The following is a 24,078-nucleotide window of genomic DNA, read 5'->3' as shown; positions in this document are numbered from 1 at the left end:
CGGAGGATCGTGCGAGTACAGGAACTACACGCACGACTCCGACAACGCGGCGAGGTGCCGTGCCAGACGCCGCCGGCCAGGCGGGACTTCGAAGACGCGGCCTAGGCCGTGGCCGTGCGCAGCAGCACCCGTGCCTCCTCGCGGAAGCGGGCGTCCGCGCCTGACGGGTCCTGGGAGAGGCCGGGTATGAAGACGTGTGCGTCCCGTTCCGCCAGACTGGTCAGGCGGCTGAGCTGACCCTCCGTCAGATTCCCTGCTCCGACGGCCCGCAGGACCTCCAGTGCCGTGTAGGGGTCGGAGTTGGTCTCGGCGGATGTCAGTGCCGCGTCCGCGAGCCGGGTGAGGTCCTGGTTCGCCGGGTCGACGGCGAGGAGAGCGAGTGCCGCCGCCGCGGCGTGGTCGCGGTGGGCGAGTTTGCGTTCCAGGAGCGGGGCGAGCGGGCGGCCCTGCTCGCCGAGCTCGCCCGCGGCCCGTGCCGCGCGGATGTTCTGCCAGCGCGTCCAGTCGCCGTCGGCCTCCTCCAGCACTCCGGCGATGATCGGCAGGGCTTCGTCGGCGCTGCCCGTGAGCCGCCACAGCGCGCGGGCGATCTCCGTGTCGGCGTCGAGGCGGGGGGTGTTGCGCTTCTGCTCCGGGGAGCCGGACTCGGGACCGGATTCCGAGCCGGACTCGGGGCCGGACGGCTTGCGGGCCGCGTCGCTCAGCGCGCCGCGCAGGTACGGCAGCAGTGCCGGTGCCTGCGAACTGTCAAGCTCCGCCGTGCGTTTCGCCGCCTCGGCCACCTCCCGCCCGCCGGCGGCCAGGGCCTCGGTGACGGCCCCCACCAGCGGCTCCGGCTCCCCGGTGAGACGGAGCAGCGCCGAGCCCAGTTCGATCGGGCTCTGCTCGGTGAGGTCCGCCGCGCGCAGCGCCGCGGCGACACGGTCCCGTTCCTCCGGTGGGCAGACGGTCGGCAGGGCGCGCAGGGCGACGAACGGATACCGGTCCAGCGCGGCGAGCAGCTCAGGCACGGCCGGTGCCGCGCGTCGCCCCCAGCCGGCCAGGACCAGGCCGAGGTGGATCGACTGGTTCCACGGGATGTCGCTGTCCGCCAGCCAGGCGCGGATCGCGTCCAGCAGCTCCGGTACGTACGGAAACGCGCCCGGGGCGCCCTCGTGACCCGCCGCCTCCCAGCCCCCGGAGTACGCCTTCGCCGCCACGTCCAGGGCCGTCGGACGGTTCGGAAGGTCCGCGGCCAGCAGCGGGGCCGCCTGCTCGGGGACCGTCGCGACCAGTACCGCCAGCGCCCGGTCTGCCAGTTCGCCACCTGCCGTGGCGATGGCCATGAGCGCGGGGACGGCGGGCTCCGCGTCGCGGCCAAGGTGCTTGACGAGATACAGCGCGGCGCCCGCCGACGACGGGTCGTCCAGGAGCGCGATCAACGGCCCGGCGAGGCGGGCCGACGCGGCACGCGAGACCTCGCAGGCGTGCTCGGCCGCCGCCACGGCCTCTTTGCGCGCGTCCGCGTCCGGATGCCCCAGCCCGGCCTCGACCAGTGTGAACGCCGCCTCCCGCGCCTCGTCCGTGTCCCGGTCGAGCAGCACCTCGGCCACATACCGCAGCGGCTCCGCCTGCTCCTGGACGAACCGGCTCTCGACCAGTGGCGCGGCGGGCAGCAGAGCGATGAACGCCTCGTGATGGGCACCGGTCCACGGCAGATCCGCGTCCACGCTCGCCAGCAGCGCGGCCAGCCGCACCGGCGCGGCTTCCACCGCCTCCCCGGCGTCCCCGCCGATACCGAGCACGGCCCGCTCGAACTCCCCCGCGCCCGCCGGATCGAGCCATACCGCCCCGGCCAGCGCCTCCGCCCGTACCAGCGGTTCCAGCTCCTCCTCCCAGCACCGCCGCAGCACCGGAAGCACCTGCTCCGTCGCGCCCGTCCGGGCCGCCGCCCAGACCGCCGCCTGCCGTACGGAGCTGTCGGGCGACTCGACCAGCGGGAGTATCAGGGGCAGTTGGGCGGTCACGGCCACCCGGCACGCGCCGGGCGTCTCACTCCGCTCGTCCTCGCTCTCGGCGATATGGCCGATCAGAGGAAGCACATCGCCCGGCCGGACACCGGCGGCGGCGAGCCGGGCGAGATACGGCACGGCATAGGGCGTGGCCTCGTACACCGACCCCTGGTGGACGATGTTTCCGTAGAGCTCGTACAGCGCCTCCTCCGCCTCCTCGGCGTCGTCGCTCGCCAACGCCCGTAGCTGGTCGGGGACATCGTCGGCGCCTCCGTAGGCATGCTCCCGTTCCGCCCAGGGCTGTGCGTCGAGATCGGCGAAAATCTGTGCGAGATCCATGAAGCGAATCCTGGCACGAGCCTCTGACAACGCGGCCCGGCCCGGCTCCAGATGGGACCGCGCACGCGTGGGCCACGACCGGGCTGTTGACTGGGACCGTCACCCGCACCGGGCCGACCCCGGTCCGTGAGGAAAGGCCGCCGCCCCATGCCGTACGCGCTCCGCCGCCCGCTGCTCGCACTCCTGCTGGCACTCGCCACCCTGTGCACGGCCTGCACGGCCGCCGCGCGGGAGGACACACCGGCGGCGCTGGACGACCCGGCGAAGAAGGAGATCGCGATGCGGCTGGTCTCCAGCGCCGAGAACGCCTCGCTCGACTGGAAGGCGCAGTACCGCTACATCGAGGACATCGGCGACGGCCGCGGCTACACCGCGGGCGTCATCGGCTTCTGCACCGGCTGCGGCGATCTCCTCAAGGTGGTCGAGCGTTACGTCGCGGCCCGGCCGGACGGCAACGTGCTGGGCCCCTTCCTCCCGGCACTCCGCGCGGTCCGGGGCGGCGACTCTCACGACGGGCTCGGACCCGGGTTCACCAGAGCCTGGCAGCGGGCCGCCGACGACGATCCGGCGTTCAGGAAGGCACAGGACGACGAGCGCGACCGGGACTACTTCGACCCGGCCGTCGACACGGCGAAGGCCGACGGGCTCGGCGCGCTGGGGCAGTTCATCTACTACGACGCGTACGTCATGCACGGCTCCGGCGACGCACGGGGCTCCACCGGCTTCCGCACGATCCGTGAACAGGCCCTGAAGAAGGCCGAGTCACCGGCGAAGGGCGGTGACGAAGCCGCTTACCTGGACACGTTCCTCGACGCCCGCGCCGCCGCGATGCGCCGCGAGCCGGCGCACGCGGACACCAGCCGGGTCGACACGGCGCAGCGCGTTTTCCTCGACGCGGGCAATCTGGACCTTGAACCGCCCCTCAAGTGGAAGGTGTACGGCGACACCTACCGCATCGCCGGGAGCTGAGGCGGCGGGGCGCGAGAGCGGCACTACCCTGCCCGTATGGCACTTGAATGGGAACAGGTAGTGGTGGACTCGGCCGACCCGGCCGCGCTGGCCCGGTGGTGGGCCGATGTGCTCGGGTGGGTCGTGGTCAACGACGAGGACGGCGAGTACGAGATCCGGCCCGCCCCGGATCGTATGCCGGGGCTGCTGTTCCTGGCCGTACCGGAGAAGAAGACCGTGAAGAACCGGCTCCATCTCGATTTCCGCCCCACCGACCACGAGGCCGAGGTTCAGCGGTTCCTGTCCGCCGGCGCGCGCCGCGTCGACGTGGGCCAGGGTGACGACGCCACCTGGGTCACCCTCGGGGACCCCGAGGGGAACGAGTTCTGCATCCTCCGGTCACGGGGAGTCCCCAGCGACCAGGCCACCGCCTCGGACTGATCAGCCGGTGTGGAGGACCCGGAAACGGCCGGGTTCCGCCGGATCTCGATCGACCACCTGAACCGGCGCCCACGCCCATTGCCGGACGCTGATACCGGGCGTGCGGGAGAAGTGGATCCGTCCACGGGTGCCTTCGACCGCGACGCCCGGCCAGGACCCGGCGACGCGCGCCCGGGCCGCGACGCGCGCCGGGTCCGCCCCGTGCGAGCGCAGTGCGTCGGCGAGGACGACGATCGAGTCGTAACCCTCGAAGGCGACGAACGAGGGCGTCCCGGTGAGCCGTTCACGAAGGGCCGTCTCCACTCGCAGACCGAGTGGGGTGAGACGCTCGGGCAGGTAGCGCAGGAACGGGATCGCGGCGCCGTCGTCGCCCAGCAGGGCCGCCCATTCGGCGAACTCCGGCTGCCCGGCAGGAGCGCCGATCATGATCTGCGCGAGGCGCCGGTCCTGGCGTACGGACGTGACGATCGGCACCGCCGGGTCCGGGTGTCCGACCAGGAGCAGGAGAGCTGTCGCGCCGTCGGCGGCGAGTTCGTCGCACAGCGCCGCGGGGGTGAGCGCGCGCGTGTCGAGTTCGAGGACGGTGCCGCCGTGTGCCGCGAGGTGGTCCCGCAGAACGCGGGTCCCGGCCGCCCAGTAGACGCTCGGATCGACCGCCACGGCGATTCGGCTGTGGCCCGCGCCGATGACGAAGTCCGCGTAGATCCGCCAGCCGTGGGACTGCGCGGGGGCGAGGCGCGCGACCCATTCCGTCGGCTCTTCGGTGAGCGTGTCGAGAACCGCCGACGAGCAGAGGAACGGCACACCGAGGGCGTCGGCCCTGGCGGCGGCGGATCGGGCGACGACGCTGTGGTACTCCCCCGTGACGGCGGCCACGCCCAGGCTCGACAGTTCGTCCACAGCCGCCGCGGCCTTCCGCGGATCGGCCGCGGTGTCCCGGACCACCAGTTCAAGTGGCCGTCCGAGGATCCCGCTGGCCTTGTTGACATCGGAAACGGCCAACTCAAGCCCGGCGAGCAGGTGTTGGCCCGCCTCGACCCACCCGGGCCGGGTCAGCGGAACAAGAGCGCCGATCCGGACGGCTGATTCGTCAGCCCCCTCCGCCGCAGATGGCAGGGGTGGCGAGGGTGGCGTGCTCATGCGTTGGCGTCTCCCGGCCGACGGTTCACGGGCAGTGCCGCAGCAGTATGCACACGGCCACGCTCCCCGCGCACCGGAGATTTCTTTGACCGGGCCATGGGTGTACCTCGCCGCCAACCTTCGGTAGGAAAGCTTCCTAACAGAACACCGAAGCGATCGACTCCCCCCATGGAGGTCCGGTGCCAACCCCCCACACACGCACCCGCACGTTCGGAATGGTCCCCCGCGTCCTGCTCGGACTCGTCCTGGTCGCGGGGCCGGTGACGGCCGTCGCCCACGCCGTGCCCGGTGCCGACAGGGCCGACGTCACGGCGGCGGCCGTCGCCGCTCCCGGTCTGGACGACCCGGCGAAGAAGGAGATCGCCATGCAACTGGTCTCCAGCGCCGAGAACTCCTCGCTCGACTGGAAGGGCCAGTACGGCTACATCGAGGACATCGGCGACGGCCGCGGCTACACCGCCGGCATCATCGGCTTCTGCTCCGGCACCAGCGACATGCTGGACCTGGTCGAGCTCTACACCGAGCGCGAGCCGGACAACCCGCTCGCCTCCTACCTTCCCGCCCTGCGCGCCGTCGACGGTACGGACTCCCACGAAGGGCTCGACCCGGGCTACCCGGACGCCTGGAGGCAGGCGGCCCAGGACCCGGCGTTCCAGGCCGCGCAGAACGACGAGCGCGACCGCGTCTACTTCAATCCGGCGGTCAACCGCGGTAAGGAGGACGGCGTCGGCACGCTCGGGCAGTTCATCTACTACGACGCGATCGTCATGCACGGCGACGGGAACTCCGACGTCAGCTTCAGCGGTATCCGCCAACGCGCGCTCGACCAGGCCCGGCCGCCGTCGGAGGGCGGCGACGAGACCGCGTATCTGAACGCCTTCCTCGACGCCCGGGTGTGGGCGATGAAGCAGGAGGAGGCGCACGAGGACACCAGCCGGGTGGACACCGCGCAGCGGGTGTTCCTCGACGCGGGCAATCTCAGTCTGGACCCGCCGCTCGACTGGAAGGTGTACGGGGAGGACTTCCACATCGGCTGATCCCCGGATGGAGGCCCCTGAAGTCGGTGCCGGGGCGGCGCACTTGGCCGCCCCGGCACCGATCCCCCGTCAGTGGACCGTCAGTGAGCCGTCAGTGAGCCGTCAGTGAAGTCTCGCCGGAGCCGGTACGGGCGCGCTCCTTCCCGCCCCAGTGGTTGAACACCAGGTTCAGCACGATCGCCACCACACACCCCGTACTGATCCCGGAGTCCAGCACCACCAACAGGTCCTCAGGGAACGCGTGGTAGAAGCCGGGCGCCGCTATCGGTATCAGTCCGATCCCGACGGCGGCGGCCACTATCAGCGCGTTCTCGCCCTTCTCCAGCGCGGCGCCCGCCAGCGTCTGGATTCCGCTCGCCGCGACCGAGCCGAAGAGTACGATGCCCGCGCCGCCGAGAACCGGCAGCGGGACGAGCGCGATCACCGAGGCGAGCACCGGGCACAGGCCGAGCAGAACGAGGATGCCGCCACCGGCGGCGACGACGAAGCGGCTGCGGACCTTGGTCATGGCGACAAGACCGATGTTCTGCGCGAAGGCGCTGCACATGAAGCCGTTGAAGAGCGGGCTGACGGCGCTGCCGAGCGTGTCGGCCCGCAGCCCGCCCTTGATGATCCGCTCGTCCGCCGGCCGGTCCACGATCTTGCCGAGCGCCAGCATGTCGGCGGTGGACTCCGTCATACAGACGAGCATCACGATGCACATGGAGATGATCGCCGCGATCTCGAACTGCGGCGCGCCGAAGTGGAACGGCGTCGGGAAGCCGACCAGTCCCGCGTCCTTGATCGCGTCGAAGTCGGTCATGTTCAGCGGGATCGCCACGACGGTGCCGACGACCAGACCGAGCAGGATGGCGATCTGCTGGAGGAAGCCGCGCAGCACTTTCCGCAGGACCAGCACGATCAGCAGGGTGAGACCGGCCATTCCTATGTTCTTCATGGAGCCGTAGCCGTCGGCGGTGGCATCGCCGCCCTGCGACCAGTTGAAGGCCACCGGGAGCAGTGAGACGCCGATCAGGGTGATGACGGTACCGGTGACCACGGGTGGGAAGAACCGCACCAGTTTGGAGAAGTACGGCGTGAGGACGAACCCGAGCACGCCGGCGACGATGATCGCACCGAAGATGACGCTGATGCCCTCGGCGCCGCGCTCCCGCCCGATGGCGATCATCGGCGTGACACCGGCGAACGAGACGCCGTTGACGAACGGCAGCCGCGCACCGACCTTCCAGAAGCCGAGGGTCTGGAGCAGCGTGGCCAGGCCGGCGGTGAAGAGGCTTGCGCCCATGAGGAACGCGGTGTCCCGGGCGTTCAGCCCTACGGCCGGCCCGACGATCATCGGCGGCGCCACCACGCCCGCGTACATCGCGGCCACGTGCTGAAGGCCGCTGGTGAACGTCTTGAGGGGCGGGAGGGTCTCGTCGACCGGATGCCCGCGGTCCTGGCCGGACATCTCGTCGGGGGCGGGTATGTCTTCGCGAAGCCTGGGCCTGGCTGCCACGGGGTTTCCTCCGGTCGGTTACGCGTCGGCGGCGACGCGGGTGTCAGGGAGGTGCTGGGGGAAGTGGGGTCACGCGGGTGTTCCGCGACGTAACAGGGCTGTGTTACGTACACGAGTCACCGCCCCGGGTGGTGGCGCACCGTCGTGCGGTACGCCACCACCCGGACGCGGCTGCCAGGAACCCCGCTCGGGTCCCGTGGCCGCCGGTCGAGGGCCGTCCCCCTCGACCGGACGTCCGGAAGGTCCGGCCGTGCTTCGTCAGCCCGCCGCCGCGATGCTCGCGAGGCGCCGTGCCTCGGTCCGCGTCGAGCGGGCGACGGCGTCCTCGTCCACCGTGGTCAGGTGGTTGTCCTCGACGACGGTCCTGCCGTTCACGAGGGAGAGGGTGACGGGCGCGGCGGCGCCGAAGACCAGGGCGACGACCGGGTCTTCGATGGCGGAGTGGGCCAGGGTGTCCAGCTTCCACAGCACCAGGTCGGCGAGCTTCCCGGTCTGGATCGAGCCGAACTGATCGGCACGGCCGAGGACTTGGGCGCCACCGTAGGTGCCGAGCCGCAGTGCCTGACGGGCGTTCAGGGCGGACTCGCGGTGGGCGCCGAGGCGGTTGATGAGCAGTGCGTTGCGCAACTCGGTGTGCAGTTCGCCCGATTCGTTGGACGCGGTGCCGTCCACGCCGAGGCCGACGGGGACGCCCGCCTTCAGCATGTCGGGTACGCGCGCGATACCGGCGGCCAGACGGGCGTTGGAGGACGGACAGTGGGCGACGCCGGTGCCGGTGCGGGCGAAGGCGGCGATGTCGGAGTCGTTCATATGGACGCAGTGGGCCATCCATACGTCGGTCCCGAGCCAGCCCGTCGACTCGAAGTAGTCGGTCGGGCCCATCCCGAACAGTTCCTTGCAGAACTGCTCCTCCTCGACCGTCTCGCTGCCGTGCGTGTGCAGCCGTACGCCCTTGCGGCGCGCCAACTCGGCTCCCTGACGCATCAGTTCGGTGGAGACGGAGAACGGCGAGCAGGGTGCGACGGCGATCTGTGTCATCGCGTCGAACGAGGCGTCGTGGTAGCGGTCGACGGTCGCCTCGGTGGCGGCGAGCGCGTCGTCCAGGGACTCGACGGCGAAGTCCGGCGGCAGTCCGCCGTCCGACCGGCCCCGGTCCATGGAGCCGCGGGCGAGGGTGAACCGTACGCCGGTCTCGGCCGCGGCCCCGATGATGGCGCCGGTGAGATCCCCGGAGCCGCGCGGGTACACGTAGTGGTGGTCCATCGCGGTGGTGACTCCGCCGCGCGCCATCATCGCGAGGGAACCCTGGGCGGCTGCGCGCACCATCGGCTCGTCGATGCGCGCCCAGGTCGGGTAGAGCGCCACGAGCCAGTCGAACAGGTTGTGGTCGGTGGCCAGGCCCCTGGTGATCCACTGGTAGAAGTGGTGGTGGGTGTTGACCAGTCCGGGGGTGAGCAGATGGCCGGTGGCGTCGACACGCCGTACGACGTTCTCCAGGCCGGCGGGCGCGCTGCCGGCGCCCACGGATTCGATGAGGTTGTCCGCGACGACGACGTGACCGGACGCGTACTCGGTGTCGTTCGCGTCCACGGTCGCGATGGCACAGTTCTCGATGACGATGCGCGAATCCGCCATGGCGGGTTCTCCTTCTTCCCGTTGAATGGACGGATGCGGGTTAGAGATTGGTCATGTCGAGCGGGATCCGCGCTTCGGCGCCGTCGCGCAGCACGGTCGCCTCGATGAGGCCGTAGGGGCGGTCGGCGGCGAAGTAGACCGCTCCGTCGGGGGTTTCGTTCTTCAGCCCGAACGGTTCGAGGTCGACCAGGAAGTGGTGGTTGTTGGGGAGCGAGAAACGGATCTCGTCGATCTCGCCGCGGGCCTCGATGATCCGCGAGCCCATTTGGTAGAGCGTCTGCTGGAGGGAGAGGGAGTACGTCCCCGCGAAGGCCTGGAGCAGATGCGTGCGCGCCTGGTCGTAGGAGTTCTCCCAGTCGGGCATCGGCTCGGCGTCGTCGGTCCAGTTGTAGCGCCACCTCGCCGAGACGTCGGTGGCGAGTATGCGGTCGTACGCCTCGCGGAGCGTCGTGTACTTGTCCTTGACGTAGCCCCAGAACTCGGAGTCGGTCGAGTTCAGCACCGTCAGATCCTTGAGGCCGGAGATGATCTCCCACTCCGAGCCGTCGTAGGTGATCTGCGCGACGCGGGTCTCCTGGCCCTTGCGGACGAAGGAGTGTCCGGCTTCTTCGGGGCCGATGCGCTCCCAGGCGTACTCCTCGATCCGGATACGCGCCCGGTGGATCGGGTCCTGGCTGGTGACGAAGTGCCGGGCGAGATGGATGCCGAACTGCTCGGCGGACTCGATGCCGTGCTCCTTGGCGAACGCGTACACCGTGTTCTTGGTGGTGTCGGTCGGCAGGACGCTGGCGTTGGAGCCGGAGTAGTGGACCTCCTCCATGGCGCCGGAGAGGGCGACGGAGACGTTCAGATCCTTGATGTGGTGGGTGTCGCCGTCGCGCACGATCTTGACGACGCGGTTCTCCGCTTTGCCGTACTGGTTCTGGCCGAGAATGGTCGGCATCTGCTAGCTCCCTCGGTATACGGAGTAGCCGAACGGGTTGAGCAGCAGCGGTACATGGAAGTGTTCGCCCGGAGTGACGGCGAAGGTGATCGCCACCTCCGGGAAGAACGCACCGCTGTCCCGTGGCGCGGGGGCGTCCTGCTGTGCCTCGGCTCGCTTCTGGCTGTGGAAGTACGCCTCGGTCTCGAAGTCGAGACGTACATGGGTCGTTCCTTCCGGCAGCGCCGGCAGGTCTCTGCACCGCCCGTCCGCGTCGGTCGCCGAGCGGCCCAGCACCACCCACGGCTCGCGGCTGCCGCCGCGGGCGGAGAGCGAGACGGCGACGGACGCGGCGGGGCGGCCCACACTGGTGTCCAGGATGTGCGTGGACACCGATGCGGTGGTCTGGGTGCTCAAGGGGTCACTCTCCTGCGTGTACGAGGCGGGTCAGCCGGATACGGTTGATCTTGCCCAACTCGGTGCGGACGACGGCCCGCTCCTGCTCGGGCGTGTTGCCGATCCGTACGCGGACCGCGTCCCGCATCTGCTCACCGGTCCGGCCGGTGGCGCAGATCAGGAAGACGTGCCCGAACCTTTCCTGGTAGGCCAGGTTCAGTTCGAGCAGTTCCGCCTTGAGCGCTTCGGACGCCCCTGCCATGCCCCGCTGTTCGCGGGCCGAGGTCGGGTCGCCCGGCTTCGGACGGCCGATGGGCGGGTGCCCGGCCATCGCCTCCGCCAGATCGCCGGCGGTCAGGCCGGCGGTGGCGGTGTCGCCGGCGCTCAGGAAAGCGTCGGCTGTGGCGTACGGACGGTGGGCGAGCAGCTCGCTTCCCCACGCCGTACTGGCACACACCTCGTGCAGTGCGGCGCGTGCCGCGCTGTCGGAGGAGGTGTTGAACCGGGTGAGGCCCGGTGGCGGGTCGGTCGTCACGGGAGCCTCCGTGGCTGTGCTTGACGGGCTGCGGGACAGCTAACGCCCTCACGAACATCACGTCAACACTTTGTTGAATTTTTCAGCCCGCGCCTGACCGACTCCGACCGGCTCAGCTCGTCTCCGACCGGTTGAGATAGTTGTAGACGGTGAACCGGCTGACGCCGAGGGCACCTGCGACGGTCTCCACCCCGTGCCGTACGGAGAACGCCCCGCGCGCCTCCAGCGAGCGCACCACGGACTGCTTGGTCCTGCGGTCGAGTTCCGACAGCGGCATGCCGTGCCGGCGCTCCAGCGCGACGAGGATGTGGTCGAGCGACTCGGAGAGCTGCGGCAGGCGTACGGCGACGACGGCCTCGCCCTCCCAGCTCAGGACGACGTCGTCGGGCCTCGCCAGGTCGGGCCGTACGGTCTCCGCGCCCATGGCGTCGATGAGCGGCTTCACGGCGGCGAGGAGCGGATGGCCGTTGAGACCTGACTGCTCGGTCACTTCCCGTCCTCCGCGATCACGTTCACCTGGAGCGACACACGGGTGGCGCCGGCCTCCAGGGAGCGGCGGAGCAGGGTGTCGACGGCCGCGATGACGGCGTCGGCTCCGCCCTCGGCGGTGTTGCCGAACGGTCCGACGTCCACGGAGTCCAAGTCCGCCCCCTGGATGACCTCACGGGCCACCACGGCGTGACCGGGGGCCTCGTCCAGGTCGAACGGCTCGGTCGTGAATTCCACTCTCAGTCGCACCGCGCCCCCTAGAAATCGCTGTCGCTCCGACCCGACCCTAACGGTCGCCCCGCCACGACGACTCGGCGCGCGAAGTCTCCGCAGGTCAGAGCATGGGACGTCCCAGAATGACGCCACTTCCGCGCCAATTGTGGCGGAAGACCGCTCCGACCCCGCAGACTCGTCCGACCAGCCGCACGCGCTCTCAAGGAGACGACTCTGAGGAAGAACACATCGCGGTGGCTGCTGCCGGCCATCGTTTCCTTGCTGGCCGTGCCCTTGTCGAGCGGCTGCGCCATCGACAAAGGCACGGCACTCGCCGCGGATTTCGAGAAGGACTGGGCGGGCACGGCGGACGTGGTGAGAATCCACACCACCAAGAACAACACACTGCCCTTCGCCGGGTCGTCGACCGGGGTGCTGGTTCTGGCGGAGGGCACGTCGGCCGACCGGGTGTCCGAACGGGCCGCCGAGCTGGGGGACTACGTCGCCCGGCACAAGAAGATCACCGGCCGGATCACGGCGGACGGCATCACGTTCACCGTCTTCGCGGACAAGGGACGCACCCGTGAAGTGCTGGCCCTCTGGCGGTCGTTGACGGTCGACGATCACGTGGTGGACGGCGACATCAACGACGCGTCCCGGAAGGCCGCCACAGGCTGGCGGTCCGAGTTCACCGCGGCCGATGCCACCGGTGCGATGACGGTCTTCAAGGACATGGTCTCCGACGGCGGGCGGTACCGGCCGCTGTCGGGCGTGGCGTCCCTGAAGGTGAGCACGGGGCGGGACGTGCTGCCGGGGCTCTCCGTCGAGACCGCCTTCGACGGCACCCTCCCGACCGAGGCGATCGCCGCGTACGAGGCGGTGACCGCTCGGCACGAGGTCGCCGGAGCTGGCCTTCAGCCCGATCGTCTGTCCATCGTCGTGGCGGATGGGGCGGACCTGGCCGATGCCGATGAAGTCGCCAGGAGCGCGGCGCCGGGTCTCGGTGCCGCCGTAGAGGTCAGGAGCAAGGGCGGTGGCTGATCGCCGACCGGACGGATCCATCCAGGGGCGCCCCTTCGTAGCGACCGTTGGGACACAGACACACGAGAAGGAGCCCATCGGGTGACCAGCACACTGAAGCTGCGAGCGCGGCGGCGGCCCCGGACGACTCCCGGCGGGCAGTTCGACTGCGAGATCGACTTCTCCGACGGACCGGGAACCCTCCAGACGGTCGCCTACGGGGAACGGGAACTGCCGCCGGGCGGCATACCCGCCTACCTCGCGGCCCGCAAGGACGGCGCCCGCTCCTTCGTCCTGTGGGCGGATGAGCACCGGCAGGCGCGGGTCGCGGGCGTCGTCACCCTCACCGCGGGCCGGCGGGCACAGTTCGAGGTGCTCGGCCCGCAGGGCGAATCACTCGGCAGGATCACGCGCGACAAGGCGTTCAGCCGGGGCATCCGCACACGCTGGACGGTGAGCCGCCCCGGCGCCCCCGACGCCGTGGGATACAAGGGGCGGCTCTTCTGGTGGTGCGTGTGGTGGCTCTGCACACCCATGCTGCCGTTCGCCTTCATCGCCGCGCTGTTCAACGGTGGCATCGGCGGCGACTTCCCACGAAGCCCCCGCCGCATCAAGTGGCGCGCCGGCGGACGGATACCGCTGGAGTTCAAGTCGTTCGGCGACACAGTGCGGGTGAACGCACCCGACCTGGACTGGCGGCTGGCGGCGGCCATCGCGGCCCTGATCCCGTCGTTCGACGGCTGGATCGGGTACGCGTGGGACAGCAGGACGGACTGATCCGCGGGGACGACGTGCCCGTCACACGCGGTCCGGCAGTCCTCACCCGGCTCCCGCCGGAGACAGGCCGGACCGCCCCCGCGGGGGCGACTCCGCCGCCGTATCGATCTCCGGGTGACCGTGTTCACCCAGGACTCGCTCGGCCGCCTTGTCGAGCGTGGTCAGCACCCACTGCTCGAAATCGATGCCCGCCCGCGCCGCGGCCTCGTGCCACCACGTGACATGAGCGTGAGGGACGGCGAGCCGCTCCTTGGCCTCGGTCCGCTTCTCGCGTCCCGCCTCGCCTTCGCGCGAGGCGCGCAGGGCGGTACGGAGCTGCTTGGTGGACCACTTCATCTGCTCAGCACGATCGAGCCACGCCTCCTGATCGTCGACAGGGAGCGAGGTCAGTTCGGCGTGGTGCTGGAAACTCAGTGCCGCTCGCCGGCGGCTGAACTCGAATCGCCGTGAGACCCAGGCGTAGTTCCGGAGCGTCTGGTATCGCAGGCCCACGGCACGGATTCCTCGTTGATACCGGTCCGTGTAGTGGTCTTTCCCGTACACGAGCCAGTCGCCGAGCCACCATGAGGACGAATCCAGGATTCCGGACAATTGGCGCCCGGCGTGCTCCCAATCTTCGAAGGTCATCCCGGCCGGTATGCGCAGACCGATCTTCGTGGTCAGCAGCCGGCCTTGGTCGGGCCCGTCGCCCATCGCCCTTCGCTCCCGGGGCATCGTCCGCGGGTTCGTACGGAGCGTTGCCGCCTCGGCGTTCCTGGGGTTCGTCATCTGATTCATCACCACGCGAATGCGTTCATCAACGGCTCGCCCCGTTCAGCGAAATCCGCTGTTTCCACCCGTACACCGGGCACGGTAGCCCGGCCCGGTCACGGAGTGTGCCGGTCGTTCGGCCCACAGCCGCGCGAAATGCAGGAACAGGGCGGCCGCCGCTGATACGGGCCGAAACGGGCCCGCCCCCTTGACAGCCCTCCCGCACCCCAGGCAATCTTCCATTAAGCAGAAACTAACTTCCGCAATACGGAAGGAGCGCAGAACCCCTCATGGCCCCCTTCACGAACAGGCCCGGCTCCGAGCAGCGCTTCAATGTGAATCTCTCGATCCTCTTCACCGAACTCCCGCTGCTGGAGCGCCCCGCGGCAGCCGCAGCGGCGGGCTTCACCGCCGTGGAGCTGTGGTGGCCCTGGGTCGACACCCCCACTCCGCCGCAGGCCGAGCTGGACGCCCTGAAGTGGGCGCTCGACGACGCGGGCACCCAGCTCGTGGGACTGAACTTCTACGCCGGCCGGCTGCCAGGACCCGACCGTGGCGCGCTCTCGCTGCCCGGCGACGAGTCGGACCGCTTCCGCGCGAACATCGACGTGGCGGCCGGCTTCGCCGCCTCCGTGGGCTGCAAGGCGCTCAACGCGCTGTACGGGAACCGTGTCGAGGGTGTCGACCCCGCAGCGCAGGACGAACTCGCCCTGGAGAATCTGGTCCTCGCCGCCCGCGCGGCCGACCGGGTCGGGGCGATCCTGCTGGTCGAGGCGCTCAACAGGCCCGAGTCCCCGCACTATCCGCTGGTCAGCGCCGAGGCCGCGGTCGACGTCGTGGACCGGGTCAACGCCGCGACGGGTCTCGGCAACGCCGCGTTCCTCCTCGACATCTACCACCTGTCGATGAACGGTCTGGACGCCGAGGCACTGACCGCGGTCATCGACACGTACGCCGACAGGACCGGGCACGTACAGATCGCCGACAACCCCGGCCGCGGCGCGCCCGGCACCGGCACGCTGCCGCTCCAGGACCTGCTCGACCGGCTGCGCAAGGCCGGTTACGAGGGCTGGGTCGGGCTTGAGTACAAGCCCGGCGACCGCCCGAGCGCCGAATCCTTCGAGTGGCTGCCGGCCGACGCGCGAGCCGGGCGCTGAGCCGGAGCCCGCACCCGGACACGACACATATATGTGAGAGAGGCACCCCCGATGAGCACTCTTCCCAAGGTGGCATGGATCGGCCTCGGCATCATGGGGTCCCCCATGGCCGAGAATCTGATCAAGGCCGGATACTCCGTGACCGGCTTCACGCTGGAGCAGGAGAAGCTGGACCGGCTGGCGGCCAACGGCGGCACGGTGGCGGCCTCGATCGCCGAGGCCGTCGACGGCGCGGATGTCGTCATCACGATGGTGCCCGCCTCTCCGCAGGTCGAGGCCGTCGCGTACGGCGAGGACGGCATCCTGGCGAACGCCGGGCAGGGCGCCCTGCTGATCGACATGTCGTCGATCACCCCGCAGACGTCGATCGATCTGGCCGAGGCCGGCCGGGAGAAGGGCATCCGGGTTCTCGACGCGCCGGTGTCCGGCGGCGAGGCGGGAGCGATCGAGGCGGTTCTCTCGATCATGGTCGGCGGTGAGCAGGCCGACTTCGACGAGGCCAGGCCGGTCTTCGAGGCACTGGGCCGGACCATCGTCCTGTGCGGTCCGCACGGCGCGGGCCAGACGGTGAAGGCGGCCAACCAGCTGATCGTCGCCGTCAACATCCAGGCGTGCGCCGAGGCCGTGGTCTTCCTGGAGAAGTCGGGCGTGGACCTGAACGCCGCGCTCGACGTCCTGAACGGCGGTCTGGCCGGCTCGACCGTCCTGACCCGTAAGAAGGACAACTTCGTCAACCGCGAGTTCGCGCCCGGCTTCCGGATCGATCTGCACCACAAGGACATGGGCATCGTCACCGACGCCGCCCGCAATGTCGGTGCCGCGCTTCCGGTCGGCGCGGTTGTCGCGCAGCTGGTCGCGTCGCTGCGCGCGCAGGGTGACGGCGGTCTCGACCACTCGGCGCTCCTGCGCGGCGTGGAGCGGCTCTCCGGAGAGCAGGTCTGACCGGCCCGGTCCGCCGGGTCCGACCGGTCCCACCGAACTCCGGGTTGTGGCGGCGCTGACACCTGTCCTGTCGCGCCCAGGCGCCGCCGCAGCCCGGGAACCACCAGCCCACGGCAACGGGGGCCAACAGCCGTCCCTCCCAACGGCCCTCGTGAGGGGTGGTCGCTGGGAGGGACATCCCAGGGACCGCGGCGGCGCGCGAGCCAGTGCGGTGGCAAGGGGAGCGCCGGTCACCTTCCTGACCAGGAGGAAGGCCGGTCGGCGCGCCCCGTCGCCGTCGCCGCGGTCCCACAGCCCCGTCCGGGGCTCCGTCAGGCGCCGTCCGGCGGTGCGAATGTCCTGTCGCGCCAGCCTCGCACCGTCGGACGGTCTCCAACTCCCCTGCCCGGCACGCACGATGCCCGGCCGATTCGTCGGCCGGGCATCTTGTGCGATACCGGCGGATCCGCACACTGAGAGGATGAGCCTCACCGTCTTCCTCGTCCCGCCGGTCGTGCTGCTGCTGATCGTGGGACTGGGTCCGCTCAAGCCCGCGAGATACCGCAAGGCGTCGCGACGACCGGGGGCGGGCACCGCCGCCGCCGGTGCCGGCGCTGTGGCGTCCGCCAGTTGGTGGGCCGACGGCCACGCGCACGGCGACGCCGCGGACGCGAGTGGCGGGGACAGCGGAGGCGGGGACGGCGGCGGTGGAGACGGTGGTGGGTGCGGAGGCTGTGGCGGTTGCGGAGGCTGCGGCGGCTGAGGTCGCACGTACGACAGCGGCCCCCCGCACCGGTGTTCCGGGCGAGGGGCCGATCAATTCGCAACACGTCATGACGATCCGTCAGATGTTGTGTCAGACAAGCGGCTTGATCTCCGTCGGCGCGTGGCCGGGCTCGGTCGCGAGTTCCTCCCACTCGTTCACGTTGTCGATCCGCACACCCATCGAGATGTTCGTGATCCGCTCCAGGACCGCCTCGACCACCACCGGCACGCGGTGCTCCACCGCGAGCTTCTTGGCCTCCTCGAAGGCCGGCAGCAGCTGGTCGGGCTCGGTGACCCGGATCGCCTTGCAGCCCAGGCCCTCGACGACCTTGACATGGTCGACCCCGTAGACGCCCAGCTCCGGTGAGTTGATGTTCTCGAACTCCAGGTTGACCTGGAAGTTGATGTCGAGATTGCGCTGCGCCTGCCGGATCAGCCCCAAGTAGGCGTTGTTCACCAGCACATGGACGTACGGGATCTTGTGCTGCGCGCCGACGGCCAGCTCTTCGAGCATGAACTGGAAGTCGTAGTCGCCCGAGAGCGCGACGACCGTCGTGTCCGGGTCGGCCTTGGCGACACCGAGCGCGGCCGGGATCGTCCAGCCGAGCGGTCCCGCCTGGCCGCAGTTGATCCAGTGGCGCGGCTTGTAGACGTGCAGCATCTGCGCGCCGGCGATCTGCGAGAGCCCGATGGTGGTGACGTACCGCGTGTCCGTACCGAAGGCGCGGTTCATCTCCTCGTACACGCGCTGCGGCTTCAGCGGCACGTTGTCGAAGTGCGTCCTGCGGTGCAGGCTGCCCTTGCGCTCCAGCACCGACCCGATCCACTCCGTACGGTCGGGCAGCCGGCCCTCCGCCTTCAGCTCCTTCGCCACCTCCACGAAGAGCTCCAGCGCGTCCCTGGCGTCCGAGGCGATCCCGTAGTCCGGCGCGAAGATCTTGCCGATCTGGGTCGGCTCGATGTCGACGTGGACGAAGGTGCGGCCCTCCGTGTAGACGTCGAGCGCGCCGGTGTGGCGGTTGGCCCAGCGGTTGCCGATGCCGAGGACGAAGTCCGAGGCGAGGAAGGTCTCGTTGCCGTAGCGGTGCGAGGTCTGGATGCCGACCATGCCCGCGTTGAGGTCGTGGTCGTCGGGGATGGTGCCCCAGCCCATCAGGGTCGGCACGACCGGTGTGCCGGTCAGCTCGGCGAACTCCACCAGCAGGTCGGACGCGTCGGCGTTAATGACACCGCCGCCCGCGACGATCAGCGGGCGCTCGGACCCGGTGAGCAGCGTCAGGGCCTTCGCGATCTGCGCGCGGGTCGCGGACGGTTTGTAGACCGGCAGCGGCTCGTACGTCTCGATGTCGAACTCGATCTCGGTGAGCTGCACATCGATCGGCAGATCGATGAGGACGGGTCCCGGCCGGCCCGAGCGCATCAGATGGAACGCCTGCTGAAACACACCGGGGACCTGGGCGGCCTCCAGGACGGTGGTGGCCGCCTTGGTGACCGGCCGGGCGATCGACGCGATGTCGACGGCCTGGAAGTCCTCCTTGTGGATCACCGCGGTCGGAGCCTGTCCGGTGATGCACAGGATCGGGATGGAGTCACCGATCGCGGAGTACAGGCCGGTGATCATGTCGGTGCCGGCCGGACCCGAAGTGCCGACGCAGACACCGATGTTGCCGGGTTTCGCACGGGTGTAGCCCTCGGCCATGTGCGATGCGCCCTCCACATGGCGGGCGAGCGTGTGATCGATGCCACCCGCCTGTTCGAGGGCCTTGTAGAAGGGGTTGATCGCCGCGCCCGGCACACCGAACGCGTCGGTGACGCCTTCGCGCTTGAGGATCTCAACTGCCGCCCTGGCAGCGGTCATACGAGGCATGGAGTGCTCCTGCTTCGGCCTGGTGGACTCGGGCTCTGTCGCGCCACCTGAGAGCGTCGATTCCGTTGATTCCTTCTCTTCCGGTCCCTTCCGGTCCCTTCCGGTCCCTTCTGATGTCTTCCGGGATACGGAAACTGTGTTCTACTATGCGGAATCAAATCTAAAGTGCCTTCCCAGCGGCGTCAAGGGAAGGCGGAAGCCCCTCCCCAACGGCCGTTCGTTGATGGACGATGGGCGGCGGAAGAGGGGGTACCGAAGGTGGCAAAGACCGTTCCTGTCCGCTGTCCCGACTGCGGGCTCGGTCATCAGTTCACGGCGCCGGCCTATCCGTGCCCCTGTGGATCGACCGTCTCGGCGCCCCTGGTCGCGGGTTCGCCCGCCACCCGCGTCGTGCGCCGCACCTGGGACGACGAGTGGGTGACGGTCAGCTGCTCCGCGTGCGGACGGCAGGACCAGTGGCCGCGGCCTGAGCTGGGCTGCCAGTGCGGGGCCATACTGCGGGTGCCGGTCAGGCCGGTGACCGCGGGCACGACGTACGACGCCCGGCGCGACGCCGCGCTGTATCTGCTCGCGATCGGCTTCCGGAACGTCGTACGGGCCCAGGCGCCGCCGGAGGCCGGTATCGATCTGCGCGGTCCCGGGCTCGTGGCCCAGGTCGACTCGGGCGCGTCTCCCGCCGATCCGCGCGCCGTCGAATGTTTGTGGCTCAACGCGCTGCACGAGTCGGCGGTGAGCGCGTTCTTCTCCCTGGCCGGCTACACGGACGAGGCGCGCGAGCGCGCCGACGCCCTCGGGGTGCCCCTCTTCGTCCTGGACCCGGCGGGCACCCCGCGACCGGTCAACGGGCCCGCTGCCGACCTGGATCGCTCACACGCCTGACCGGAACACCACAACCGCGCACGTGGTCGCGCGGGCATACTTTCTCCATGCGAATCCGCCCCGCGGTCCCCGCCGACCTCCCGCTTCTCCAGGACATCGAGAGGGCCGCCGGTGAACCCTTCCGCGCCGTCGGCATGGCGGAGATCGCCGACGACGACCCCCCGGGCATCGATCTCCTCGACCGCTATCTGCGCGCGGGCCACGCGTGGGTGACCGAGGACGCCGCGGGCCGCCCGGTCGCGTATCTGATCTACGACGAGGTCGACGGCGCCGCCCATATCGAGCAGGTCTCCGTCCACCCCACGGCGTCGCGGCACGGCGTGGGCCGCGCGCTCATCGAGCATCTCGCCGTACGGGCACGGTCCGCCGGGCTGGCGGGACTCACCCTCACCACCTTCGCGGACGTGCCGTGGAACGCGCCGTACTACACCCGGCTCGGCTTCCGCACCCTCGCGGAGAGCGAACTCACCGACGGGCTGCGGGAGATCAGGCGCGCCGAGGCCGCGCACGGGCTCGACCACTGGCCCCGCGTGTGCATGCGCCGCACCACGACGCCGAGTTGAGTGACCGGACGCGCCCCGGACCTCTCAACGCAGGTCGCTCTCCCCGTACTCGGCACCCGAGCCATTGGCCGTCCGCTCGCGCAGTTCGATACGGCGGATCTTGCCCGAGACCGTCTTGGGCAGCTCGGCGAACTCGATGAGGCGCACCCGCTTGTACGGGGCGAGAACCGCGCGCGAGTGCGCGAAAAGCAGCTTCGCCGTGTCCGGGCCCGGCTCCCAGCCGTCCGCCAGGACGATGTACGCCTTCGGCACATTGAGCCGCAGCGGGTCCGGCGCCGGTACGACGGCGGCCTCGGCCACCGCCTCGTGCTCCAGCAGCGCGCTCTCCAGCTCGAACGGCGAGATCTTGTAGTCCGAGGCCTTGAACACGTCGTCGCCGCGGCCGATGTACGTGATGTAGCCGTCGGCGTCGCGCGAGCCGATGTCGCCGGTGCGGTAGAAACCGTCCGCCATGGCCTCGGCCGTACGCTCCGGGTCGCCGTGGTAGCCGGTCATCAGACCGACCGGGGAGTCGGCGAGGACCAGCGAGATCTCGCCCTCGGTGGCGCCGGGCGCGCCGGTGACCGGGTCGAGCAGCTCCACCGCGTAGCCGGGGGTCGGCCGGCCCATCGAACCGGCCTTGAGGAGCTGCCCCGGTGAGTTGGCGACCTGGACGGCCGTCTCGGTCTGGCCGAAGCCGTCCCTGATCGTCACGCCCCACTCCCTGCGGACGGTCTCGATGACCTCGGGGTTGAGCGGTTCACCGGCGGCGACGACCTCGCGGGGGCGGTTGCGCAGCTGGGTGAGGTCGGCCTGGATGAGCATCCGCCACACGGTGGGAGGTGCGCAGAAGCTGGTCACGCCCGCGCGGTCCATCTCGGCCATCAGCCGGCCGGCGTCGAAGCGTGTGTAGTTGTGGATGAAGACGGTCGCCTCGGCGTTCCACGGCGCGAAGAGATTGGACCAGGCGTGCTTGGCCCAGCCGGGTGAGGAGATGTTCAGATGCACGTCGCCGGGCCTGAGCCCGATCCAGTACATCGTGGCGAGATGGCCGATCGGGTACGAGACATGGGTGTGCTCGACGAGCTTGGGGTGGGCGGTGGTGCCGGAGGTGAAGTAGAGCATCAGGGTGTCGTCCGCCCGGGTGACCCCGTCGGGCTCGAAGTCCACGGACTCGCCGTGGGACGCCTCGTAGGTCCGCCAGCCGCCGTCGGAGGCACGGCCGGTCCCGCCGTCCGGGTCCCCGGCGCCGGCATCGGGTCCTTCCGCGCCGACCACGATCCGGGTGTACTCCCCGGGCACCTCGGCGAACTTCCCGGTGTCACCGGCCCTGACGATCACATGCCGTACCCGCCCGCGCTCGATCCGGTCCCGCAGGTCCAGGGGGCCGAGCAGCGGGGTCGCCGGGATGACGACGGCGCGGAGTTTCATCGCGGCCAGCGCCGTCTCCCACAGCTCCGTCTGATTGCCGAGCATCACGAGGATCCGGTCCCCGGCCGCCACGCCCTGGGCGCGCAGCCAGTTGGCCACCTGGCCGGAGCGGGTGGCCATCGCCGCGAAGGAGGTGACACGCTCGGTGCCGTCCTCCTCGACGATGTGCAGCGCGGGCCGGTCGTTGTCCTCGGCGATGACGTCGAACCAGTCGAGCGCCCAGTTGAAATGCTCGGGCCGGGGCCAGACGAAGCCTTCGTACGCCGCCGTGTAGTCCTCCCGGTGCCGCAGCAGGAAGTCCCTGGCGGCGCGGAACTGCCCGGTCGCATCGACCGTCGTCATGTGCCCTCCTCATCACGCGCCCGTTCACCGACATCCTGTAACGGCCGATGCGCGTCCCACCACCCCCCTACGGGGGTGAACCGATCGTGTCACCCGCAGGGGCTGCCGCCGTGAGAAAGCCACCGCCGTAAGAGGGCCGTCAAATAACCGGTCCCGCCGGTCAACGCCGCGTCATGAGATGTCCGGTCGGCCCCCGGCCGGGCATAGCTTCCAGGTGTCAGACAGCGACGACTCCCCTGGGGAGGACACCATGGAGAGCACCACTCACGAAGACGCGGACCCCGAAGAACGCAAGCCGGCGGGGCCGCTGTACGTACCTGTACGGCTCGGCTCCGCCGGGGGTCACCGTCTGCGCTTCATGCGCACACCGCTCGGCGCGCGTACCGCCGTCGGCTTCACGAGCGCACGGCGGGTGACCGCCGCGCTCGGCCCGCGACAGCCGTACATCCGCCTGGCGGAAACGTGCCTGCGGACGCTCTCGGAGCCGCTCGGCGTCGTCCTCGTGACCATCGACCCGCAGCTCGCCGCCGCCCCCGTCGCCCGGCGGACGCCCGCGCCCGGCCACGCGCCGACCCGCACGACGGTGCGGCCGTGTCTGCGCCACACCGGCGAGGCGCCGCTAGGTCCTGTCCGGCGGGTCTTCGCGGGACAGGACCTGGCGGTGGGCGCGTGAGAACCGAACCGCGGCTCGTCGTCAACGAGCTGAGCTCCCCGTCCGTCTGGCCCGCTTCGGCCGTGTCGGCTCCCGGCGGCGACCTCTGTGTCGCCGGTGTCTCCCTTCTGGAGCTGGCCGAGCGTTACGGCACTCCCGCCTATGTGCTCGACGAGGGCGAGGTACGGTCCCGGGCCCGCGCCTGGCTGCGCGCGCTACCCGAGGCGGAGATCGTCTACGCGGCGAAGGCGTTCCTGTGCCGCGCCGTCGTGGACTGGATGGAGCAGGAGGGCCTGGGCCTCGACGTCTGCTCGGCGGGTGAGCTGGAGCTGGCGGCCACGCGCGGCTTCCCCACCGAGCGGATCGTGCTGCACGGCAACGCCAAGTCGCCGGAGGACCTGCGGACGGCGCTGCGGCTCGGGGTCGGCAGGATCGTCATCGACGCGGACTGCGAGATAGCCAGGCTCGCCGCGCAGGTGCCGCCGCACGACACGCAGCAGGTGATGATCCGCGTACTGCCGGGGATCGAGGCCGGCGCCCACCCGAAGATCCGTACGGGGACCGAGGGCCAGAAGTTCGGTCTTTCGATCGCGAACGGGGACGCGGCGGACGCCGTGGCCCGGATCATGGGCCAGCCGCAGCTCGAACTAGTCGGTCTGCACTGCCACTTGGGCTCGCAGATCGTCTCGCCGGAGCCGTACGAGCGGGCAGCGCGGGCGCTGGTCTCGTTCCTGGTACGCGTACGGGACCGGTTCGGCGTCGTACTGCCCGAGCTGGATCTGGGCGGCGGCTTCGCCGCGGCGTATCTGCCGGGCGACGAGGCTCCGGCGCCCGCCGTGTACGGACGGCGGATCAGGCGGGCGCTGATCGGCGCCTGCGCCGAGGCGGGCCTGCCGATCCCGCGGCTGACCCTGGAGCCGGGCCGCTCGATCATGGCGCCGGCCGGGATCGCGCTGTACCGGGTGCTCTCGGTGAAGCGGACGGGCGGCCGGGTCTTCGTGGCGGTGGACGGCGGCATGAGCGACAACCCGCGCCCCGCGCTGTACGGCGCCCGCTACACCGTCCGCCGGGTCGGGCGCGCCTCGACGGCGCCGATGCGGGCGGCCACGGTCGTCGGCCGGCACTGCGAGGCGGGGGACGTGCTCGCGGACGGGGTGGAGCTGCCGGACGACATCCGGCCCGGCGACGTGCTCGCGGTGCCCGCGTCGGGGGCGTACCAGGTGTCGATGGCGTCGGGCTACAACATGACCGGCCGCCCGCCGGTGGTGGCGGTCGCCGACGGACGCTCGCGCCTGCTGGTGCGCCGCGAGACGTTCGACGACCAACGCCGCCGCGACGTCGGCCTCTGAGCCATAGGGTCTGGCCGGGCGGGCGCGCTTTCCGCCCGGCCC

24 protein-coding genes are annotated in these 24,078 nt (G+C 70.5%); 12 read left to right on the top strand and 12 right to left on the bottom strand.

From position 1 onward, the window contains the following. Positions 1–101: 101 nt before the first annotated feature. The gene (locus ACFWV8_RS13900; RefSeq protein WP_384200750.1) at positions 102–2,330 is read right to left on the bottom strand and encodes a HEAT repeat domain-containing protein; all 2,229 of its coding nucleotides are present in this window, start codon (positions 2,328–2,330) and stop codon (positions 102–104) included. A gap of 147 nt (positions 2,331–2,477) precedes the next feature. Between ACFWV8_RS13900 and ACFWV8_RS13895 the strand changes: the two genes are divergently transcribed. After that, positions 2,478–3,299, top strand: coding sequence for a chitosanase (locus ACFWV8_RS13895; RefSeq protein WP_384200748.1), 822 nt, complete (start codon positions 2,478–2,480; stop codon positions 3,297–3,299). Between the two features lie 36 nt (positions 3,300–3,335). Beyond that, the gene (locus ACFWV8_RS13890; RefSeq protein WP_384200746.1) at positions 3,336–3,719 is read left to right on the top strand and encodes a VOC family protein; all 384 of its coding nucleotides are present in this window, start codon (positions 3,336–3,338) and stop codon (positions 3,717–3,719) included. Here ACFWV8_RS13890 and ACFWV8_RS13885 read toward each other — a convergent pair whose 3' ends face one another. Further along, positions 3,720–4,859: an ABC transporter substrate-binding protein gene (locus ACFWV8_RS13885; RefSeq protein WP_384200744.1), complete on the bottom strand. Its 1,140-nt coding sequence runs from the start codon at positions 4,857–4,859 to the stop codon at positions 3,720–3,722. A 179-nt stretch (positions 4,860–5,038) separates the two neighbouring features. Between ACFWV8_RS13885 and ACFWV8_RS13880 the strand changes: the two genes are divergently transcribed. After that, complete coding sequence (locus ACFWV8_RS13880) at positions 5,039–5,896, top strand: chitosanase (protein ID WP_384200743.1); 858 nt, start codon at positions 5,039–5,041, stop codon at positions 5,894–5,896. A 91-nt stretch (positions 5,897–5,987) separates the two neighbouring features. Here ACFWV8_RS13880 and ACFWV8_RS13875 read toward each other — a convergent pair whose 3' ends face one another. The 7 genes from ACFWV8_RS13875 to ACFWV8_RS13845 all read right to left on the bottom strand — a co-directional run bounded on the left by ACFWV8_RS13875 (position 5,988) and on the right by ACFWV8_RS13845 (position 11,620). Next, positions 5,988–7,346: a nucleobase:cation symporter-2 family protein gene (locus ACFWV8_RS13875; RefSeq protein ID WP_384200756.1), complete on the bottom strand. Its 1,359-nt coding sequence runs from the start codon at positions 7,344–7,346 to the stop codon at positions 5,988–5,990. 306 nt (positions 7,347–7,652) lie between these two features. Then, positions 7,653–9,029: an 8-oxoguanine deaminase gene (locus ACFWV8_RS13870; RefSeq protein ID WP_384200741.1), complete on the bottom strand. Its 1,377-nt coding sequence runs from the start codon at positions 9,027–9,029 to the stop codon at positions 7,653–7,655. A 40-nt stretch (positions 9,030–9,069) separates the two neighbouring features. Beyond that, a complete protein-coding gene (pucL, locus tag ACFWV8_RS13865; protein WP_384200739.1) occupies positions 9,070–9,972 on the bottom strand; it encodes a factor-independent urate hydroxylase in 903 nt (300 codons plus the stop codon). Between the two features lie 3 nt (positions 9,973–9,975). Continuing rightward, a complete protein-coding gene (gene uraH, locus ACFWV8_RS13860) occupies positions 9,976–10,368 on the bottom strand; it encodes a hydroxyisourate hydrolase (protein WP_384200737.1) in 393 nt (130 codons plus the stop codon). A 4-nt stretch (positions 10,369–10,372) separates the two neighbouring features. Further along, positions 10,373–10,882: a 2-oxo-4-hydroxy-4-carboxy-5-ureidoimidazoline decarboxylase gene (gene uraD, locus ACFWV8_RS13855; protein ID WP_384200735.1), complete on the bottom strand. Its 510-nt coding sequence runs from the start codon at positions 10,880–10,882 to the stop codon at positions 10,373–10,375. 112 nt (positions 10,883–10,994) lie between these two features. Then, complete coding sequence (locus ACFWV8_RS13850) at positions 10,995–11,306, bottom strand: helix-turn-helix domain-containing protein (protein ID WP_329392201.1); 312 nt, start codon at positions 11,304–11,306, stop codon at positions 10,995–10,997. A gap of 62 nt (positions 11,307–11,368) precedes the next feature. Continuing rightward, entirely contained in the window at positions 11,369–11,620 is a 252-nt protein-coding gene (locus tag ACFWV8_RS13845) for a hypothetical protein (RefSeq protein WP_384200733.1), read from the bottom strand. 252 nt (positions 11,621–11,872) lie between these two features. Here ACFWV8_RS13845 and ACFWV8_RS13840 point away from each other — a divergent pair, with 252 nt between their 5' ends. Both ACFWV8_RS13840 and ACFWV8_RS13835 read left to right on the top strand, forming a co-directional pair. Next, positions 11,873–12,625 carry a hypothetical protein gene (locus ACFWV8_RS13840; protein WP_384200731.1) on the top strand — a complete coding sequence of 251 codons (753 nt, stop codon included), beginning with the start codon at positions 11,873–11,875 and terminating at the stop codon, positions 12,623–12,625. Between the two features lie 81 nt (positions 12,626–12,706). Beyond that, positions 12,707–13,381 (top strand): hypothetical protein, encoded by a 675-nt coding sequence (locus tag ACFWV8_RS13835; RefSeq protein WP_384200729.1) that lies wholly within the window; start codon positions 12,707–12,709, stop codon positions 13,379–13,381. A 42-nt stretch (positions 13,382–13,423) separates the two neighbouring features. On the opposite strand, the gene ACFWV8_RS13830 is transcribed toward ACFWV8_RS13835, so the two are convergent. Continuing rightward, positions 13,424–14,149, bottom strand: coding sequence for an LmbU family transcriptional regulator (locus ACFWV8_RS13830; protein WP_384200727.1), 726 nt, complete (start codon positions 14,147–14,149; stop codon positions 13,424–13,426). A gap of 272 nt (positions 14,150–14,421) precedes the next feature. On the opposite strand from ACFWV8_RS13830, the gene ACFWV8_RS13825 reads away from it, so the two are divergent. The 3 genes from ACFWV8_RS13825 to ACFWV8_RS13815 all read left to right on the top strand — a co-directional run bounded on the left by ACFWV8_RS13825 (position 14,422) and on the right by ACFWV8_RS13815 (position 16,972). Next, the gene (locus ACFWV8_RS13825) at positions 14,422–15,288 is read left to right on the top strand and encodes a TIM barrel protein (RefSeq protein ID WP_384200725.1); all 867 of its coding nucleotides are present in this window, start codon (positions 14,422–14,424) and stop codon (positions 15,286–15,288) included. Positions 15,289–15,339: 51 nt separating this feature from the next. Then, a complete protein-coding gene (locus ACFWV8_RS13820; RefSeq protein ID WP_384200723.1) occupies positions 15,340–16,230 on the top strand; it encodes a 2-hydroxy-3-oxopropionate reductase in 891 nt (296 codons plus the stop codon). 460 nt (positions 16,231–16,690) lie between these two features. After that, entirely contained in the window at positions 16,691–16,972 is a 282-nt protein-coding gene (locus ACFWV8_RS13815; RefSeq protein WP_384200721.1) for a hypothetical protein, read from the top strand. A gap of 93 nt (positions 16,973–17,065) precedes the next feature. Here ACFWV8_RS13815 and gcl read toward each other — a convergent pair whose 3' ends face one another. Further along, the gene (gcl, locus tag ACFWV8_RS13810) at positions 17,066–18,841 is read right to left on the bottom strand and encodes a glyoxylate carboligase (RefSeq protein ID WP_384200719.1); all 1,776 of its coding nucleotides are present in this window, start codon (positions 18,839–18,841) and stop codon (positions 17,066–17,068) included. Between the two features lie 258 nt (positions 18,842–19,099). On the opposite strand from gcl, the gene ACFWV8_RS13805 reads away from it, so the two are divergent. Together ACFWV8_RS13805 and ACFWV8_RS13800 are read left to right on the top strand one after the other, a co-directional pair. Then, complete coding sequence (locus ACFWV8_RS13805; protein WP_384200717.1) at positions 19,100–19,720, top strand: hypothetical protein; 621 nt, start codon at positions 19,100–19,102, stop codon at positions 19,718–19,720. 47 nt (positions 19,721–19,767) lie between these two features. Continuing rightward, positions 19,768–20,283 carry a GNAT family N-acetyltransferase gene (locus ACFWV8_RS13800; RefSeq protein WP_329379570.1) on the top strand — a complete coding sequence of 172 codons (516 nt, stop codon included), beginning with the start codon at positions 19,768–19,770 and terminating at the stop codon, positions 20,281–20,283. A 24-nt stretch (positions 20,284–20,307) separates the two neighbouring features. Here ACFWV8_RS13800 and ACFWV8_RS13795 read toward each other — a convergent pair whose 3' ends face one another. Next, complete coding sequence (locus ACFWV8_RS13795; RefSeq protein ID WP_384200715.1) at positions 20,308–22,035, bottom strand: AMP-binding protein; 1,728 nt, start codon at positions 22,033–22,035, stop codon at positions 20,308–20,310. Between the two features lie 250 nt (positions 22,036–22,285). On the opposite strand from ACFWV8_RS13795, the gene ACFWV8_RS13790 reads away from it, so the two are divergent. Together ACFWV8_RS13790 and lysA are read left to right on the top strand one after the other, a co-directional pair. Continuing rightward, positions 22,286–22,708, top strand: coding sequence for an SAV_915 family protein (locus ACFWV8_RS13790; protein WP_384200713.1), 423 nt, complete (start codon positions 22,286–22,288; stop codon positions 22,706–22,708). Further along, a complete protein-coding gene (gene lysA / locus ACFWV8_RS13785) occupies positions 22,705–24,036 on the top strand; it encodes a diaminopimelate decarboxylase (RefSeq protein WP_384200711.1) in 1,332 nt (443 codons plus the stop codon). The genes ACFWV8_RS13790 and lysA overlap by 4 nt, the downstream gene beginning before the upstream one ends. Positions 24,037–24,078 lie beyond the last annotated feature (42 nt).

Source organism: Streptomyces sp. NPDC058665, from assembly GCF_042714995.1.
Taxonomy (GTDB): Bacteria; Actinomycetota; Actinomycetes; order Streptomycetales; family Streptomycetaceae; genus Streptomyces.
This window is presented reverse-complemented; position numbering and strand designations above follow the sequence as displayed.

Bases quoted from the DNA above. Each gene is read 5' to 3' on its own strand.
- ACFWV8_RS13885 (WP_384200744.1), bottom strand. From the start codon at position 4,859: ATGAGCACGCCACCCTCGCCACCCCTGCCATCTGCGGCGGAGGGGGCT.
- ACFWV8_RS13830 (WP_384200727.1), bottom strand. From the start codon at position 14,149: ATGACGAACCCCAGGAACGCCGAGGCGGCAACGCTCCGTACGAACCCG.
- ACFWV8_RS13895 (WP_384200748.1), top strand. From the start codon at position 2,478: ATGCCGTACGCGCTCCGCCGCCCGCTGCTCGCACTCCTGCTGGCACTC.
- pucL (WP_384200739.1), bottom strand. From the start codon at position 9,972: ATGCCGACCATTCTCGGCCAGAACCAGTACGGCAAAGCGGAGAACCGC.
- ACFWV8_RS13815 (WP_384200721.1), top strand. From the start codon at position 16,691: ATGAGCCTCACCGTCTTCCTCGTCCCGCCGGTCGTGCTGCTGCTGATC.
- ACFWV8_RS13890 (WP_384200746.1), top strand. From the start codon at position 3,336: ATGGCACTTGAATGGGAACAGGTAGTGGTGGACTCGGCCGACCCGGCC.
- ACFWV8_RS13900 (WP_384200750.1), bottom strand. From the start codon at position 2,330: ATGGATCTCGCACAGATTTTCGCCGATCTCGACGCACAGCCCTGGGCG.
- ACFWV8_RS13820 (WP_384200723.1), top strand. From the start codon at position 15,340: ATGAGCACTCTTCCCAAGGTGGCATGGATCGGCCTCGGCATCATGGGG.
- ACFWV8_RS13850 (WP_329392201.1), bottom strand. From the start codon at position 11,306: ATGGGCGCGGAGACCGTACGGCCCGACCTGGCGAGGCCCGACGACGTC.
- ACFWV8_RS13800 (WP_329379570.1), top strand. From the start codon at position 19,768: ATGCGAATCCGCCCCGCGGTCCCCGCCGACCTCCCGCTTCTCCAGGAC.
- ACFWV8_RS13795 (WP_384200715.1), bottom strand. From the start codon at position 22,035: ATGACGACGGTCGATGCGACCGGGCAGTTCCGCGCCGCCAGGGACTTC.
- ACFWV8_RS13870 (WP_384200741.1), bottom strand. From the start codon at position 9,029: ATGGCGGATTCGCGCATCGTCATCGAGAACTGTGCCATCGCGACCGTG.
- ACFWV8_RS13875 (WP_384200756.1), bottom strand. From the start codon at position 7,346: ATGTCCGGCCAGGACCGCGGGCATCCGGTCGACGAGACCCTCCCGCCC.
- ACFWV8_RS13825 (WP_384200725.1), top strand. From the start codon at position 14,422: ATGGCCCCCTTCACGAACAGGCCCGGCTCCGAGCAGCGCTTCAATGTG.
- ACFWV8_RS13790 (WP_384200713.1), top strand. From the start codon at position 22,286: ATGGAGAGCACCACTCACGAAGACGCGGACCCCGAAGAACGCAAGCCG.
- gcl (WP_384200719.1), bottom strand. From the start codon at position 18,841: ATGCCTCGTATGACCGCTGCCAGGGCGGCAGTTGAGATCCTCAAGCGC.